The following is a 16,642-nucleotide window of genomic DNA, read 5'->3' as shown; positions in this document are numbered from 1 at the left end:
CCGGCACAAGTTTCAATAGTCGGAATTGAGTTTCACTATTTGGAACTAAATTTCGGGAGGAGCAACCAGGGAGGACATCATGTTCCAACGCGCTAAGTCGCTGACCGCAATTCTTGCGGCAACAACCATGCTAGCCACGACTGCTTTTGCGGGCGAATTGGTAATCAATACAGATACTTCGGATCCAGCACCCAAAGAGGCGTTTGAGGTCCTGATCAAAGGTTTTGAAGCAGAAAATCCCGACATCAAGGTGACGTGGAATCTGTTCGATCACGAAGGCTACAAGACTTCGATTCGCAACTTCCTGACAGCCGACGCGCCTGACTTGGCCAACTGGTATGCGGGCAACCGTATGCTGCCATACGTAAACGCGGGCTTGTTTGAGCCAGTAGATGACGTTTGGGACGAAAACGGCCTGCGTGAATCCTTGGCATCTGCCGAAGGCTCCATGACCATTGATGGCAAGATCTGGGGCGTCCCTTATACCTACTACCAATGGGGCGTTTACTACCGCAAAGATATCTTTGAAGCGAACAACATCGCAGTTCCTACAAACTGGGACGAATTCAAAGCTGCCGGTGAAACGCTGAAAGCTGCGGGTGTTACTCCGATAACAATCGGCACCAAATATCTTTGGACTGCCGGTGGTGTGTTTGACTACCTGAACCTGCGCACGAATGGCTATGACTTCCATATGGCCCTGACCAAAGGCGAAGAATCTTGGACAGATGACCGTGTGCGCGCGACAATGGCGAACTGGAAAGAGCTGGTTGATGCTGGCTTCTGGATCGACAATCACGCCGCATATTCTTGGCAAGAAGCGCTGGCGCCGATGGTGCAGGGCGACGCAGCCATGTATGTTATGGGCAACTTCGCTGTTGCGCCGTTGCGTGAAGCTGGTCTGACGGACGATCAATTGGGCTTCTTCCAGTTCCCGATTATCAACCCTGACGTTCCAGTGGCTGAAGAGGCGCCAACAGATACACTGCACATCCCGTCCAACGCGAAAAACAAAGAAGATGCCAAGAAATTCTTGGCTTACCTCGCACGGGCTGATGTTCAAACCCAGATCAACGAGACTTTGGGCCAGTTGCCAATTAACTCCGAATCAACCGTGGGTGACGATAAGTTCCTGCAAGCCGGCTACAAAATGCTGTCCTCAACGGATGGTGGCATTGCGCAGTTCTTCGACCGTGATGCTCCGGCAGAAATGGCGAAAGCTGGCATGGAAGGGTTCCAAGAGTTCATGGTTAAGCCAGAACGTCTTGACGACATCCTCGAGCGCCTCGAGGGCGTGCGTAAGCGGGTCTACAAGTAAACCTGTCTAACAAAATTGACGCTTCCGGCTTTGCTCGGGAGCGTCGCAATTTTTGGCTTAAGTTCTGAGGGGGGACGTCATGCGCTCATACTGGAAACAAAACCAGCAACGCTTAGCGCCGTGGCTATTCTTAGCGCCCGGCATTTTTATGTTCGCGGTGTATGTGATCATCCCGATTTTTCAATCGCTGAGCATCTCTTTGTATGCTTGGGACGGGTTGGGTGAGAAGGAATATGTCGGTCTTGCCAACTATGTCGAGTTGATGGACGACCGCGCCTTCTACACCTCACTAAAGAACAACGTCATCTGGCTGGTTCTCTATATGCTGGCGATTCCTGCGGGTTTGTTTGTTGCGTTGTTTCTAAACCAAACCGTGCGGGGCATCCGCATCTACAAATCCCTCTTTTTCTTTCCATTTGTGATTTCGCAAGTCGTTGTGGGTCTTGTGTTTTCTTGGTTCTACGACCCAAATTTCGGCCTTTTGAACATTGGCCTGCAGGCGATCGGCCTTGAGCCCATTGCCGTCCTTGCGGACGAAAATTGGGTGACCTACGGGATTATTGCCGCGGGCCTTTGGCCCCAGACAGCCTATTGCATGATCCTGTATCTAACCGGCCTGAACGCGGTGGATCCCGAGCAGATTGAAGCTGCGCGATTGGACAAGGCTAAGGGCCTCAAGATGCTTTGGTATGTGGTGTTACCACAGCTGAAACCTGCGACCTTTATCGCCATGGTTGTGACGATTATCGGCGCGCTGCGATCGTTCGACCTGATTTCGATCATGACGGACGGCGGCCCATATGGATCCTCACGGGTGCTGGCGTTCTACATGTATGAACAAGCGTTCAGCGAATACGGCTTCCGCATGGGCTATGGCGCGGCGATTGCCGTGGTGCTGTTGGCGATCATGATGATCTACATCACTGCTTTCCTTTACAAAATGTACCGCGACGAGAGGGGGCTCTGAGATGTTTCCAACACCTATTGAGAAAACTTCCAAAGGGAGCCAGCTGCTATACAAGGTGGCCTTGCCCATTGCGCTGATCTTCTGGCTGCTGCCGCTGATTGCTGTGGCGCTGACCTCTGTGCGCTCGGCTGGAGACATCACTGCAGGGAATTACTGGGGCTGGCCCACGTCGTTCAACATGCTGGAAAACTACACGGCGATCTTCGAGAACACGCCCATTGGCAAATATATCTTCAACAGCTTCAAGGTGACGATCCCCACGGTGATTGGTGCCGTGGCACTGTCGTGCCTGACCGGCTTTGCCTTGGGTGTTTACAAGTTCAAGGCGAACTTGTTGGTGTTCTTTATGTTTGTGGCGGGCAACTTCGTGCCCTTCCAAATCCTGATGGTTCCGGTGCGCGACCTGTCTTTGAACATGGGGGTCTACAACACGACCACCGGCTTGGCGCTGTTCCACATCGCCTTTCAGACGGGGTTTTGCACATTGTTCATGCGCAATTTTATCAAAGCAATGCCCTATGCATTGATCGAGGCCGCACGCGTTGAAGGTGTCAGCGAGATCAAGATCTTCTGGTACGTGGTTATGCCACTGATGAAGCCTGCGATTGCGGCGTTGTCGGTGCTGATCTTCACCTTCATCTGGAACGACTATTTCTGGGCGACAGTGCTGACCCAAGGTGCGGATACCCAGCCGATTACGGCGGGACTCTATTCGTTGAACGGGCAGTGGGTTGCGGCATGGCACTTGGTGTCTGCGGGCTCCATCGTGGCGGCGATGCCACCGGTGCTGATGTTCTTCTTGATGCAAAAACACTTTATCGCAGGTCTGACACTAGGGGCCGTTAAATGATCAAATGCTGGCGGCTCGAGGATTCTCGGCAATCGCTTGTACTGGCTTCCAACAAGGACCACCTCGCTGAGGTGGTCTATTGGGGGCCAAGACTACCCGATACTGCAGACTTGGAAGTTTTATCAAAGGCGCATGCCATTGACGTCACTGGGGGCATGCTGGATGCCAACCCAGAGCTGTCGATCTGCCCCGAGGCCACGCGGACCTTTCCCGGGCAACCCGGCTTGGTGGTGCGTGACGCCAGTGGGGCGCCTTACCTGCCGAAGTTTTGCTTTAGCGAAGCTGCGGAAACCGACAACGCATTGGTGCTGACCTTTGCCGATCAATCCGGCATCCTGACTTACCGCGCGCATTTCTCGATTGATCCGGTCACCCATGTCATCGAGGCGCGCGCCGAAATAGATGCCAGTGAGCCTATGCATCTGCACTGGCTCAGCACTCCGGTGTTCCCCGCGCCGCAGGCCAGCGATGAGATGATCGACTTCGCCGGTCGTTGGTGTGGCGAGTTCCAGATGAACCGCACAGCATGGTCCGCTGGTATTCGGTACCGCGAAAACCGGACCGGTCGCACAGGGCATGAACATTTTCCGGGTCTTGTCATTCCGTGCCGAGGGGCCACCAATGCCCAAGGGCAGGCTTACGGTTTCCACTACGGGTGGTCCGGCGGCCACCGCATGATTGCCGAGGAGTTGCCGGACGGTCGACGCCAAGTCCAATTCGGCCACGCCTCGCGGTCGGAAACGGATGCCAGCACGCATTTTGAGACCGCAACACTTTACGCCATGTTCTCGGACGACGGGCTCAATGGCTGTGGTGTCAGCTTTCAACGGCACCTGCGCGACCGGATAGTCCAATTCCCAGACACCGATCGCCCGCGCCCCGTGCATTACAACTGCTGGGAAGCCGTCTACTTTGACCACAATCTGCCAGAGCTGAAAGACATCGCCAGCCGCGCCGCCGCCCTTGGGGCAGAGCGTTTCGTGCTCGATGACGGCTGGTTCGGTAACCGCGACGATGACACCCAAGCGCTGTCTGACTGGGAGGTTGATCCGCGCAAGTATCCCGAAGGTCTGACACCGCTGATTGATCACGTGAAGTCAGAAGGCATGAGTTTCGGCATCTGGTTCGAACCCGAGATGATCAATGAGAACTCCAATATTTTCCGTGCGCATCCAGATTGGGCATTGGGCGGTGAGGATCAAATTCTGGGGCGTCAACAAATGGCTATGAACATGGCCTTGCCCGAGGTGCGCGACTTCTTGTTTGAACGCATCAGCAATGTGTTGGGCGATCACGACATCGATTATGTCAAATGGGATCATAACCGCGTGCTGCCGATGCCAGATTCGGCGCAAACGCGCGGGTCATATGCATTGCTGGACCGCTTGCGTCAGGCACATCCAAGCGTAGAAATTGAAAGCTGCGCGTCGGGAGGCGGACGCATCGATTTTGGCATTTTGCAGCGTACGCACCGCGTCTGGTTGTCCGACAGCAATGACGCGGTTGAGCGTTTGAAAATGCAGCACAATGCTGCGCTGTTTTTGCCGATGGTTGTCACCGGCTCGCATGTCGGCCCGCGCACTTGTCACACGTCGGGACGCACGATTGATATCAGGTTCCGCGCGTGGGTAGCCGCGCAGCGGCACATGGGCTTCGAGATGGACCCGCGCGAGTTATCTGACGACGAAGTGCAGGTTCTCGCCAAAGTGACCGCATGGTGGAAAGAGAACCGCGACTGGATGCAGGGCGCAGATATTTTGCGACTGGATTCTTCGGATGAGGCGGTCATCGCCGAGCAACATTTGGCCCAATCCGGTGGCCAGTTTGTCGTGTTTGCCGGCAAAGCGGAAACCTCGTCGCAAATCTCGCCCAGACCGCTTCGCCTGACGCGTTTATCGCCGCATGAAAATTACACGATTGAGCTGTTGAACCGAGGGGATGCTCCGGCATTGTCGCGCGGCGATCAAGCCATCAAAACAGAAACAATGACCCTCAGCGGAGCCTATCTGATGTCACATGGTTTGACGCTGCCGTGGAGCTTCCCTGAAACCATGTGGGTCGTAAAAGGAACATTGGCATGACCAAAGATCGACGCAACCGCGCGTGGTACGGTAAACTTGATCGCGACGGGTTTATTCATCGCTCGTGGATGAAAAATCAGGGCTTTCCAGATCATGCTTTCGACGGGCGACCGGTTATCGGAATTTGCAACACATGGTCCGAATTGACCCCGTGCAACAGTGGCTTGCGCGAGTTGGCCGAGGGTGTGAAGCGCGGTGTTTGGGAGGCGGGTGGCTTCCCCGTCGAATTCCCTGTGATGAGTGTTGGCGAGACGCAAATGAAGCCCACGGCTATGTTGTTTCGCAACCTGTTGGCGATGGATGTAGAGGAATCCATTCGCGCCTATGGCATCGACGGTGTTGTACTGCTGGGGGGCTGCGACAAGACCACGCCTGGTCAGTTGATGGGGGCGGCTTCGGTTGACTTGCCAACGATTGTTGTCAGCTCCGGACCCATGCTGAACGGGAAATGGCAGGGCAAGGATATTGGCTCTGGCACGGATGTTTGGAAGTTTTCAGAAGCCGTGCGCGCGGGCGAGATGACTTTGAAGGATTTCATGGCGGCCGAGTCCGGCATGAGCCGTTCCAAGGGCGTTTGCATGACCATGGGAACCGCCAGCACCATGGCGTCTTTGGTCGAGGCCATGGGGATGAGCCTGCCCACAAACGCAGCGCTTCCCGCCGTGGATGCCCGCCGCATGGCCTTGGCGCATGTCACAGGCAAGCGGATCGTGGAGATGGTGGACGAAGATTTGAAGCCGTCAGACGTGTTGACCAAAGAGGCCTTCGAGAACGGCATTCTGGCCAATGCCGCCGTCGGCGGATCGACCAACGCGGTTGTTCACTTGCTGGCTTTGGCAGGGCGTGTGGGCATTGATTTGACGCTGGAAGATTTCGAGCTGGGCAGTGATGTGCCGCTATTGGTGAACTGCATGCCTTCGGGGAAATATCTGATGGAGGACTTCTGCTATGCGGGCGGTATGCCGGTTGTGCTGAAGGAATTGTCCGACAGACTTCGCCCTGCAAAGACGGTTCTGGGCGGGGATATCAAAGTCTATGCAGATGGGGCCGAATGCTTCAACCGCGACGTGATCCGAACGATGGACGAGCCGTTGAAACCAGCCGCCGGTCTTCGGGTGCTGCGCGGAAATCTTGCACCGCAAGGCGCGATTGTGAAGCCCTCGGCCGCCACCGACACGTTGCTGGAACATGAGGCCGAAGCCTTTGTGTTTGAGAATATCGAAGACCTGAAAGCCAATATTGACCGTGACGATTTGCCGGTGACAGCTGACACGATCTTGGTGTTGAAGGGGTGCGGTCCAAAGGGCTACCCGGGCATGCCAGAAGTGGGAAATATGCCGATCCCTGCCAAATTGGTGCGCGAAGGTGTGCGCGATATGGTGCGCGTGTCTGATGCCCGCATGTCTGGCACGGCCTTTGGGACGGTGATATTGCACGTGAGCCCAGAAGCAAACGCGGGCGGTGTTCTGGCTTTGGTAAAAACGGGTGACCGCATTCGGGTCTCTGCCAGCCAAGGGCAGTTGGAGTTGCTTGTGTCCGAGGACGAAATCGAGAAACGCCGCGTTGCATGGGCACCAGAGCCACCGCATTACACACGCGGCTACGCAAAAATGTATGTCGACCATGTGCTACAGGCCGACAAAGGGGCCGACTTGGATTTCCTTGTCGGAAAAGACACACGACCAGTCACAAGAGAGAGCCACTAATGGAACGCAGTGCAACTTTTCACGACCTTGAAGGCAAGAGTGTTTTCATCACCGGCGGGGGGGCTGGTATCGGGGCGTCTTTGACAGATGGCTTCATGGAACAGGGGGCAAAGGTGGCTTTTGTGCAGCGCTCGGATTCATTGGCGTTTTGTGACGAAATGGAAGCAAAGCACGGCCAGCGCCCGCTGTTTATCAAATGCGACATCACCGAAATTTCCGCGCTTCAAGCCGCCATTTCGCAAGCAAGCGAGGCCCATGGGGCCGTGACCGCGCTAATCAACAACGCCGCCAATGACAAACGCCACTCCACAGCCGAAGTCACCGAAGAATTTTGGGACTGGTCGCAGGCGATCAATCTCAAGGCGTATTTCTTTGCCTGTCAGGCGGTGATGTCTGGAATGGCAGCGGCGGGCGGTGGCTCGATCGTCAATTTTTCATCCGTGAGTTACATGATGGGCAATGCAGGCTACCCGTCCTACACAACCGCGAATGCGGGGATCACGGGGATGACCCGTTCCTTGGCGCGTGAGTTTGGCCCTGACCGCATTCGCGTCAATGCGCTGGCACCAGGTTGGGTGTTGACCGAAAAGCAGTTGGAAATGTGGGCCTCTCCGGAGGCCTTGGCGGATCACCTAGAGCGTCAGTGCCTGAAGGATCACCTCAGCCCGCGTGACGTCGTTGACACCACGCTGTTCCTCGCTTCTAACGCAAGCCGAATGATGACCGGTCAAGCGGTGGTCGTCGATGGCGGTGTTGTGACGACAGGGTAAGCCTGTCTTTGCCCGCCTGCACTTAAGGGAGCTATATTTATGAGCCGAGAAATTATCGCGATTTTGCGTGGGGTTCAGCCACATGAGGTTTTGGAGATCGGCCGCGTTTTGGTGGACGCCGGAATTGACCGCATTGAGGTCCCGTTGAATTCTCCGGATCCGCTGCGGTCGATTGAAATGCTGGCCAATGAATTTGCCGGACAAGCCACTTTGGGGGCGGGCACGGTCTTGGAGCCGGCGCAAGTTGCAGATGTGAAGAATGCCGGTGGCACTTTGATCGTATCGCCCGATTGCAACCCCGCTGTGATCGACAAAACCAAAGAGTTGAACATGTTGTCCTATCCAGGCGTCGCGACGCCAACCGAGTGCTTTACCGCATTGCGTCATGGGGCAGACGGGTTGAAGTTCTTTCCCGCCTCTTTGATCGGCCCATCAGGCCTTGCTGCGATCTCGGCTGTGCTGCCGAAGGGGACGAAGACCTATGCAGTAGGTGGTGCCGATCCGTCAAACTTTGCCGATTGGTTCCGCGTTGGGGCCACGGGTTTCGGGATTGGGTCTGGCATCTACAAAGTCGGGTTCACGGCCGCCGATGTTGCGGCGAAGGCATCAGAAATTGTATCGGCTTATGACGCCGGTAAATCTGCCTAGAGAACTCAAATGAAACGCACGCTTGGTACCTGCTATTACCCTGAACATTGGCCGCGTGACGTCTGGGCATCCGACGCGCAACGCATGGTTGAGGCGGGCCTGACATGGGTGCGGATCGGGGAGTTCGCTTGGTCACGTCTGGAACCGGCGCAGGGGGCGTATGACTTCGCATGGCTGGATGAGGCGATTGCGATACTCGGTGAGGCGGGTTTGAAAGTGGTGCTTGGCACCCCGACCGCCACGCCGCCACGGTGGATGATTGATCGCCACCTCGACATGTTGGCGGTTGATGCGCAGGGCAACCCCCGCAAATTTGGATCACGGCGTCACTATTGCTTTAGCCACGAAGGGTACAAGCAGGACTGCGCACAAATCGTGACCAAACTGGCGGAGCGATATGGCCGCAACCCGCATGTGGCGGCTTGGCAAACCGACAATGAATATGGCTGCCACGACACAACCCTTTCCTACAGTGACATGGCGCGTCATGCGTTTCAAAACTGGTTGCGGACGAAATACTCAGGGCTTGGAAATGATGGCGACATTGATGCGCTGAACGCGGCATGGGGCAATGTGTTTTGGTCGATGGATTACAGCGATTTCGATCAAATTGACCTCCCGAACCTCACAGTGACAGAGCCGAACCCGTCACATGTATTGGATTTTCGCCGCTTCAGCTCCGATCAGGTGGTGACGTTTAACAAGCTACAGGTCGACATCATCCGCGCCCATTCCGACGCGCCGGTTGCGCATAACTACATGGGGCGAATTACAGATTTCGACCATTTTGACGTGGGCGACGATCTTGATATTGCCAGCTGGGACAGCTACCCGCTGGGTTTCTTGGAGGACCGGATCGAGGCGGATGCCGGTTACAAACGGGCCTATGCACGGCAAGGAGATCCGGATTTCCAAGCCTTCCACCACGACCTGTACCGCGCCGTTGGCAAAGAGCGTTGGTGGGTGATGGAGCAACAGCCCGGACCGGTGAATTGGGCGCCCTATAACCCCGAACCCTTGCCTGGAATGGTGCGGTTGTGGACATGGGAAGCCTTTGCGCATGGGGCGGAGGCAGTGTGCTATTTTCGCTGGCGCCAAGCCCCGATGGCACAAGAACAAATGCATGCTGGCATGCTGCGTCCCGACAGTGCCCCCGCACCGGCACTTGGTGAAGCAGAGCAGGTTTTCCGCGAATTGGCAGAGGCGCCCGATGTGACGCCCTATCAGGCCGAGGTCGCGTTGATATTCGACTACGAGGCGGATTGGGCTTGGAGCATTCAGCCTCATGGCACAGGCGCCAGCTACTTTGACTTGGTGTTTGACACCTACCGCGGGCTGCGTGGGCTTGGACTGTCGGTTGATATCTTGCGTCCTGACGCGGATGTCTCGGGGTACAAGGTCATCGCGGGACCGGGCCTTATGCATATGAGCGCCGCGCAGAAGGCCGCGTTGGCAAACAGTGAAGCGCAGGTCATTTTGGGGCCACGTAGTGCGTCTCGGGACGAAAACATGCGCATTCCTGTGCCTCTGCCTCCGGCTCTTGAGGGGTTTGACGCAGTTGTGTCGCGTGTAGAAAGCCTGCGCCCCGATATGCCGATCGCCTTGTCACAAGGTGGGGCCATTACGCGCTACCGTGATGTCATGGAAGGCGGGGCTGAGGTCGTAGAGAATACTCTGGATGGCCAAGCGGCTGTTTTGATGTCTGACCGCATGACCTATGTCGCGGGGTGGCTTGATGCCAAGGCCATGCAGCGCGTGTTGCGCCGCGTTTGCGATCAAGCTGGCGTCGAGACGCAAGTGTTGCCGGAGGGCATTCGCTGCCGACGTACAGGTCGCGAGTTGTTCTGGTTTAACCACACAACGGAAGTCGTCGATGTCGCAGGGCTGATTTTGGATCCGACCTCGGTGAAGCGCATCCCTAGGGGGTGATTTTGGACAGATCCAGCGGCACCAAAGCGCCCTTGCGCCCGATCACTTGACCAGCAACCTTAGCGGCGGAGCGGATCAGGTCCTCCATTGACGTGGCGCGATCCAGTCCCGCGAAGAAACCAGCGTTGAAGCTGTCACCGGCTGAGGTCGTGTCGATGATTTCCCCTACCTGGGGTGGGTCGATGTGATGGCTGATGCCGTCATGCAGGTAATGCACCGCGCCCCCGCCATTCTTGATCACCACTGTTTTGGCCCCTGCATTCAGATAGCGGGTGCCAGTGGCTTCGATATTGGCATCGCCGAAAAAGTCTGCCTCATCGTCGTAAGAGGGAAGGATAATATCGCTGACCGCTGCGGCCTTCATAACGGTGGAGGTCATCTCGTCATTGCTGGCCCATAGACGCGGGCGCAGGTTGGAATCGAATGCGATACGCTTGCCGTTGGCGCGGGCTTCGCTGAGGGTCTCGAGCAGGGTTTGGCGGCCTTGGGCGTCCAGAATGGCGAGGCTGATGCCAGAGAAATAGATCAGGTCGGCCCCCTGCATCGCGCGCGTCAGGGAGGCTGCGTCTTGTGCCAATTTGCGCGCAGCCGACTGGTCGCGCCAGTAGGAAAAGCTGCGTTCGCCGTCTTTGAGTGAAATCAGATACAAACCAACCGAGCGGACGGGGTCTTGGGCGATAAAGCTTGTGTCGACGCCCGCATCAACCATCATATCCAGCATGGAGTGCGAAACCGCGTCCGTGCCGACCTGCGTGAAATACCGTGTCTCAACGTCCGGACGCAGGGTCCGCATGTACCAAGAGGTGTTGAACGTATCCCCAGCGAAGCCCATGCGAAAGTCACCCGCTTGGTCTATCGGGGCCATCTCCACCATGCATTCCCCAATAGATAGAAACGTTTTGAGCTGCCCGAGAATGGGCTGCGCTAGCTGGAATTGGTTTGTTGGGGTCATCTTGGTCCGGTCCGCATTGTTTCCAGAGGAAGTCATCGCGGCGTAGAGTGAAACAGTCAACCAGTTTGCCGGATGTGATGTCTGGCGGGGTGATAAAATGACCGCCCGAGCCAAGGCCAGATGTCTCATGGCTTGGTTTTCGGCTGCGGCTCCGAGAAAAGGGTGCGGAGCGTCACCGGTTTGGTGTAGTCCTTGTCGTATGACATCTGATTTGGCCACGTATTTCCCGCTCCTTAAGTGTCGCGTTCATGAGGTTTGCGGCGCAAGCTCCTTGAGCTTTGCGGCGGCTGCGGCTGCGCAGTCTGGCGGCGAGGTATTTTGGATCCGCGAGGCATGGCGTTCGGAAAGGTTGAACCCTGTTGGGCTAAGCGAATTTATTGACCCGTCCAAACTGCTGATTGCGCAGGTGAAGGATCAGCTTGAGGGTCTCGCAGTTATGGAAGAGGTTTTGCGCGACGGTGGTGTTTCCATAGCAATTACCGACCTCAGTGAGGCAATCGGTTTGACCGAAGGGCGCCGGTTGCAGCTTGCAGCAAAGGCGGGGAAAACCATCGGGCTTTGTCGTATTTCCGAAGGCATGGGCAGCAACGCGGCAGAAACGCGTTGGCGTTGCGCACCGGTTTTGGACATGGACGACTCGACTCTGCAGCGGTGGGAACTTATTAAGAACAAATCAGGAACACTAAGGGCTTGGAATGTTCGATGGAATGCAGCGGCGCGTCGCGTCCATGTGGCTGCCTCGGTTACCGAGTGACCGAGCACTACGTCTGCGTCCTGTTGACGGACCCTTCGTTTTAACGCTGAAGGAAAGCAACGCGGAGCGGGTTTACTGCCTGAATGCCGAAGCCGAGCGGCAGGGGCTAAGCAAAGGCATGCCTTATTCCGATGCCCGCGCCTATTGTCCTGACTTGCAAAGCCGAGCTGCTGATCGGGTTGGTGATGCGGGCTTTTTGCATGTGTTGCGCCGCTGGGCGACGCGGTATTGCCCGTGGGTCGGACTGGAGGGCGACGACGGGCTTGTATTGGACATCACAGGTGCCGCCCATCTTTACGGGGGGGAGGCGATGATGTTGTCGGACATGCGCCAACGTCTAAGTCGGGCGGGGCTTACTGCGCAAATTGGTTTGGCAGACACACGAGGGGCGGCGTGGGGCTTGGCGCATTTCGGGGAAGGGTTGGCTGCGCCGGGGCAGGCTTTGGCAGCGCTGGGCGCTCTGCCTATCGCCGCGCTACGGCTGGAGGACAAAACCGCGACGGCATTGATGCGGCTTGGGTTGCGCACGGTTTCTGATTTGGCTGGGTCACCTCGTGCACCACTTGCGCGGCGGTTTGGGCCGGAGCTGATGATGCGGTTGGATCAAGCGCTTGGCCGCCAACCGGAGCAGGTTACCCCACTGGCTGACCCGCCTCATTACGGTGTGCGGATCACCCTGCCTGAACCGATTGGCTTGCAAGGTGACGTGATGGCGGGCGCGTCACGATTGCTGAAGGCCCTTTGCGCCAAGCTTAAGGCGCAAGACGTGGGCGCGCGGGTTTTATGCCTGACCTTGCGACGTGTTGATCAGGAGGCGCAAACTGTTGAGTTGCGCCTTGCCCGCCCTCTTCGGGATCCGCAGCGTATACTGCCCTTGTTTGAACGAGGCGTGGCAGATGTGGATGCGGGGTTTGGCATTGACCAAATGCGGTTGGAGGCCGTGCAGGTCTTGCCCCTGCCTGCGCAGCAAATCAGCACGGTCACCCTGTCATGCAAGGACCAGCTAGACGACTTGATTTCGCGGGTTGGGACGCGGATCGGCTTGGAAAATATCCAACGCGTCTTGCCCGCAGACAGTCACATTCCAGAGCGAAGCTTCCTGACAGCCCCCGCCGCCTATTCCGAGCCTGAGGGGCCATGGGTCGCGCTGCGCCCGCGCCCGTTGAACCTGTTCCCGCCGGAACCGATTGCGGGGACCGCATCCCAACCCCCGAGGCAATTTCGCTGGCGTCGCATGTCGCTGTCTACGGCGCGGGCCACAGGGCCGGAACGGATCACGCCTGAATGGTGGCTGGTGGATGACAACTGGCGGTCCGGCGTGCGCGATTACTGGCATGTGGAAACACGGCAGGGGCGGCGGCTGTGGTTGTACTTCACGCCGCAGAACCCAGGCTGGTTTGTGCAAGGTGAATTCGCATGATTGAGACCGCTTATGACAAATATGCAGAACTGTGTGTGACTACCAACTTCACCTTTTTGCGCGGCGCATCCCACCCTGAAGAGATGGTGGCCCGCGCTACAGAATTGGGTCTTGCTGCGGTAGCTATCACGGACAGGAATTCTTTGGCTGGCGTGGTGCGCGCGTATTCTGCCTTGAAGGAGCTGGCGCGCGAAGCCGACGGTGCGGTGGTGCCTAAGCTGATCGTGGGGTGCCGCCTTGTGTTGCGTGACAGCTCGGTCGATTGGGTGGCATTGCCACGTGATAAAGCGGCCTATCAACGTCTGACACGGTTGCTAACTTTGGGCAAACGTCGCGCCGAAAAAGGGGAATGCCACCTTGATATAAACGACCTGCTGGAAGGGGGCGCGGGCATGACCTTGATCGCTTTGCCGCAAAAGGCATTGGCTCATGCGCGCGGGCATATTCAACGTGTTCACCGGCAGTTTCCGGGGCATGTTTTCCTTGGCGCGGTGCCGCGATATGACGGTACGGATCAGGCCTACTTTAATGCCTGCGCGACGCTGGCCTTAGGGTGCTCTGCCCCGATGGTTGCGGTGGGGGACGCGTTGATGCACCACGCCAGCCGTAAGCAATTGGCCGACGTGCTGACCTGCATGCGCGAACATATCACCATCGACCAGATAGGTACCCGTGCCTTGCCCAATTCGGAGCGACGCTTGAAGGGGCATGATGACATGGCGCGCCTATACCGCAACCATCCCGCCGCCCTGCGCCGAACGCTAGAGATCACCGCGCGGTGCAGCTTTTGTCTGAGCGAATTGAGCTATGAATACCCCGATGAGGTGTCCACCGTAGAGGCGCCGCAAGACCGCCTTCAACGCTTGGCGGAAGAAGGATTGAAACGCCGCTATCCCAAGGGCGAGACGACCCGTGCCCGTGATCTGATGGAGAAGGAATTGCGGGTCGTGGCGGAGCTTGGCTTTGCGGCCTATTTCCTTACCGTCCACGACATTGTCCAATTCGCAAAATCCGCCGGTATCCTGTGCCAAGGGCGCGGCTCGGCGGCCAACTCGATTTTGTGTTACCTGCTGGGGGTTACCGATGTCTCGCCCGACCAGATCGCCATGGTGTTTGAGCGTTTCGTCTCCAAGCACCGTGGCGAGCCGCCGGATATCGACGTGGACTTTGAGCATGAGCGCCGCGAAGAGGTGATCCAATGGATTTACCAGAAATACGGCCGCCACCGCGCGGGGCTTTGTGCGACGGTGATCCACTTCCGGTCGCGGGCGGCCATTCGCGAGGTAGGCAAAGTGATGGGCCTGTCTCAAGATGTCACGGCCGGTCTGTCGGGGCAGATATGGGGTATGTCGAACGGGGGGGCGGACCCTGAGCGCATCAAAGAGCTGGGCCTCGACCCCAGCGACCGCCGCCTTGCGCAGACCATTCGGTTGATTGGTGAAATCATCGGCTTTCCACGCCATTTGTCCCAGCATGTAGGGGGCTTTGTGATCACCAAGGGGCGGCTGGACGAGCTGTGCCCGATTGAAAATGCGGCGATGGACGATCGCACGATTATTGAGTGGGATAAGGATGATATCGACACGCTTGGCATTCTGAAGGTCGATATCCTTGGGTTGGGGATGCTCAGTTGCATCCGCAAAGCCTTCGGTCTGATGGAGGAGCACGAGCGCAAAAGCCTGAGCATTGCGACGGTGCCCCAAGAGGATAAGACCACCTACCAGATGTTGCAAAACGCGGATGCGGTGGGGGTGTTTCAGGTGGAGAGCCGCGCGCAGATGAATTTTCTGCCGCGGATGAAGCCCGCGACCTTTTATGACTTGGTGATCGAGGTGGCGATTGTACGCCCGGGGCCAATTCAAGGCGGGATGGTGCAGCCATATATCAGGCGCAGGCAGGGTTTGGAGGAAGCCGAGCCCTTTGGCCCAGCTTTGGCCGAGGTGACAAGGCGCACGCTTGGGGTGCCGTTGTTCCAAGAACAAGCGATGCAAATCGCGGTGGTTGGCGCGGGCTTTACGGCAGAGGAGGCGGATCACTTGCGCCGCTCCATCGCGTCGTTCCGGCGAATGGGGACGATTGGGAAATTCAGGGATAAATTCGTCAATGGCATGCTGAAGAACGGCTACAGCGAAGACGTGGCCCAGCGGTGTTTCGGTCAGGTCGAGGGCTTTGCGGACTATGGCTTCCCCGAAAGCCATGCGGCGGCCTTTGCGATGTTGGCCTATGTGTCGGCATGGCTCAAATGCCACCATCCGGCGATCTTCGCCTGTGCGTTGCTCAACTCGCAGCCAATGGGGTTTTACGCGCCCGCACAACTGGTGCGCGATGCACGAGAGCATCAGGTGGAGGTGCGCCCGATTTGTGTGAACTCCAGCACATGGGACAACACGTTGGAGCGCAGGGCCGATGGCGCGCTGGCCTTGCGATTGGGGTTTCGCCAGATCAAGGGCTTCAAGGAAGAAGACGCGGGGTGGATTGTATCCGCACGCGGCAATGGCTACCGCGACCCCGAGGCCGTTTGGCTACGCGCTGGCGTGGCCCCATCGGTGTTGGAGCGTTTGGCAGAGGCGGATGCGTTTTCCGACATGGGGCTGACGCGCCGCGATGCGCTTTGGAAAGTGAAAGCGGTGCGCAGCCAAACCCCGCTGCCATTATTCAATGACCCCGTTGATGGGGAAAGCATATATGAGCCGAAGGTGGAACTGCCGGCCATGCATCTGGGCGAGGAGGTGGTGGAAGATTACGTCTCCATGCGCTTGACGCTAAAGGCGCATCCAATGGAGCTGCTGCGCCCCTCGATGTCCGGCCTGACGCCGCATAACAAGCTGGCGACAGCCCCATTGGGGCGGACCAGCGTGTGCGGCTTGGTTATTACCCGCCAGCGACCGGGTACTGCATCGGGGGTGATCTTCCTGACGCTAGAGGACGAAAGCGGGGTGTCCAATGTTGTGGTGTGGTCCAAGGTCTATGAGCAATTTCGCCGTGTCGTCATGGGGGGGCGATTGTTGCGTGTCACGGGATATTTGCAGCGCGAGGGAATTGTGGTGCATTTGATTGCACAAAACATCGAAGACATGTCGCACAGGTTGACAGACCTAGGGCACCCCTTGGAAGCCGCAGTTGGCGTGACGCAGCCTCAGGCGGATGATGCCCCGCGGCGGCGGAACCAACCCGCGCGCGCGCGGCATCCACGCGAGCAAGCCAAGCGGCTCTTCCCGAGCCGTGATTTTCACTAGGTTCAGCAGTA

At 57.5% G+C, this 16,642-nt stretch carries 12 protein-coding genes; 11 read left to right on the top strand and 1 reads right to left on the bottom strand.

The genetic code is table 11. From position 1 onward, the window contains the following. Positions 1 to 79: 79 nt before the first annotated feature. From Q0746_RS07015 to Q0746_RS06980, 8 genes are all read left to right on the top strand, one after another. Complete coding sequence (locus tag Q0746_RS07015; protein ID WP_298258646.1) at positions 80 to 1,318, top strand: extracellular solute-binding protein; 1,239 nt, start codon at positions 80 to 82, stop codon at positions 1,316 to 1,318. 79 nt (positions 1,319 to 1,397) lie between these two features. Further along, entirely contained in the window at positions 1,398 to 2,285 is an 888-nt protein-coding gene (locus Q0746_RS07010) for a sugar ABC transporter permease (RefSeq protein ID WP_298258644.1), read from the top strand. A 1-nt stretch (position 2,286) separates the two neighbouring features. Then, positions 2,287 to 3,135, top strand: coding sequence for a carbohydrate ABC transporter permease (locus tag Q0746_RS07005; protein WP_298258642.1), 849 nt, complete (start codon positions 2,287 to 2,289; stop codon positions 3,133 to 3,135). Further along, the gene (locus Q0746_RS07000) at positions 3,132 to 5,216 is read left to right on the top strand and encodes an alpha-galactosidase (protein WP_298258640.1); all 2,085 of its coding nucleotides are present in this window, start codon (positions 3,132 to 3,134) and stop codon (positions 5,214 to 5,216) included. The genes Q0746_RS07005 and Q0746_RS07000 overlap by 4 nt, the downstream gene beginning before the upstream one ends. Continuing rightward, the gene (locus tag Q0746_RS06995) at positions 5,213 to 6,922 is read left to right on the top strand and encodes an IlvD/Edd family dehydratase (RefSeq protein WP_298258638.1); all 1,710 of its coding nucleotides are present in this window, start codon (positions 5,213 to 5,215) and stop codon (positions 6,920 to 6,922) included. The genes Q0746_RS07000 and Q0746_RS06995 overlap by 4 nt, the downstream gene beginning before the upstream one ends. Continuing rightward, positions 6,922 to 7,692, top strand: a complete 771-nt coding sequence (locus Q0746_RS06990) for an SDR family oxidoreductase (protein ID WP_298258636.1) — start codon at positions 6,922 to 6,924, stop codon at positions 7,690 to 7,692. The genes Q0746_RS06995 and Q0746_RS06990 overlap by 1 nt, the downstream gene beginning before the upstream one ends. A 39-nt stretch (positions 7,693 to 7,731) precedes the next feature. After that, positions 7,732 to 8,340, top strand: a complete 609-nt coding sequence (locus tag Q0746_RS06985) for a 2-dehydro-3-deoxy-6-phosphogalactonate aldolase (protein WP_298258633.1) — start codon at positions 7,732 to 7,734, stop codon at positions 8,338 to 8,340. A gap of 9 nt (positions 8,341 to 8,349) precedes the next feature. Continuing rightward, entirely contained in the window at positions 8,350 to 10,269 is a 1,920-nt protein-coding gene (locus tag Q0746_RS06980) for a beta-galactosidase (protein ID WP_298258631.1), read from the top strand. Here the strand turns inward: Q0746_RS06980 and Q0746_RS06975 are convergent. After that, positions 10,259 to 11,440: a sugar kinase gene (locus Q0746_RS06975; RefSeq protein ID WP_363322746.1), complete on the bottom strand. Its 1,182-nt coding sequence runs from the start codon at positions 11,438 to 11,440 to the stop codon at positions 10,259 to 10,261. The two genes, Q0746_RS06980 and Q0746_RS06975, sit on opposite strands and share 11 nt — an antisense overlap. A gap of 52 nt (positions 11,441 to 11,492) precedes the next feature. On the opposite strand from Q0746_RS06975, the gene Q0746_RS06970 reads away from it, so the two are divergent. From Q0746_RS06970 to Q0746_RS06960, 3 genes are read left to right on the top strand one after another with little or no spacing between them, the layout of a single operon-like run. Then, complete coding sequence (locus tag Q0746_RS06970) at positions 11,493 to 11,975, top strand: hypothetical protein (RefSeq protein ID WP_363322745.1); 483 nt, start codon at positions 11,493 to 11,495, stop codon at positions 11,973 to 11,975. Next, positions 11,917 to 13,395 carry a DNA polymerase Y family protein gene (locus Q0746_RS06965; protein WP_298258627.1) on the top strand — a complete coding sequence of 493 codons (1,479 nt, stop codon included), beginning with the start codon at positions 11,917 to 11,919 and terminating at the stop codon, positions 13,393 to 13,395. Before Q0746_RS06970 ends, Q0746_RS06965 begins: the two co-directional genes overlap by 59 nt. Next, positions 13,392 to 16,631: an error-prone DNA polymerase gene (locus Q0746_RS06960; RefSeq protein WP_298258625.1), complete on the top strand. Its 3,240-nt coding sequence runs from the start codon at positions 13,392 to 13,394 to the stop codon at positions 16,629 to 16,631. The genes Q0746_RS06965 and Q0746_RS06960 overlap by 4 nt, the downstream gene beginning before the upstream one ends. Positions 16,632 to 16,642 lie beyond the last annotated feature (11 nt).

The organism is uncultured Litoreibacter sp., from assembly GCF_947487515.1.
Classification (GTDB): domain Bacteria; phylum Pseudomonadota; class Alphaproteobacteria; order Rhodobacterales; family Rhodobacteraceae; genus Litoreibacter.
This window is presented reverse-complemented; position numbering and strand designations above follow the sequence as displayed.

Coding starts and splice junctions, on each gene's coding strand:
- Q0746_RS07015 (WP_298258646.1), top strand. CDS start 80: ATGTTCCAACGCGCTAAGTCGCTGACCGCAATTCTTGCGGCAACAACC.
- Q0746_RS07010 (WP_298258644.1), top strand. CDS start 1,398: ATGCGCTCATACTGGAAACAAAACCAGCAACGCTTAGCGCCGTGGCTA.
- Q0746_RS07005 (WP_298258642.1), top strand. CDS start 2,287: ATGTTTCCAACACCTATTGAGAAAACTTCCAAAGGGAGCCAGCTGCTA.
- Q0746_RS07000 (WP_298258640.1), top strand. CDS start 3,132: ATGATCAAATGCTGGCGGCTCGAGGATTCTCGGCAATCGCTTGTACTG.
- Q0746_RS06995 (WP_298258638.1), top strand. CDS start 5,213: ATGACCAAAGATCGACGCAACCGCGCGTGGTACGGTAAACTTGATCGC.
- Q0746_RS06990 (WP_298258636.1), top strand. CDS start 6,922: ATGGAACGCAGTGCAACTTTTCACGACCTTGAAGGCAAGAGTGTTTTC.
- Q0746_RS06985 (WP_298258633.1), top strand. CDS start 7,732: ATGAGCCGAGAAATTATCGCGATTTTGCGTGGGGTTCAGCCACATGAG.
- Q0746_RS06980 (WP_298258631.1), top strand. CDS start 8,350: ATGAAACGCACGCTTGGTACCTGCTATTACCCTGAACATTGGCCGCGT.
- Q0746_RS06965 (WP_298258627.1), top strand. CDS start 11,917: ATGTTCGATGGAATGCAGCGGCGCGTCGCGTCCATGTGGCTGCCTCGG.
- Q0746_RS06960 (WP_298258625.1), top strand. CDS start 13,392: ATGATTGAGACCGCTTATGACAAATATGCAGAACTGTGTGTGACTACC.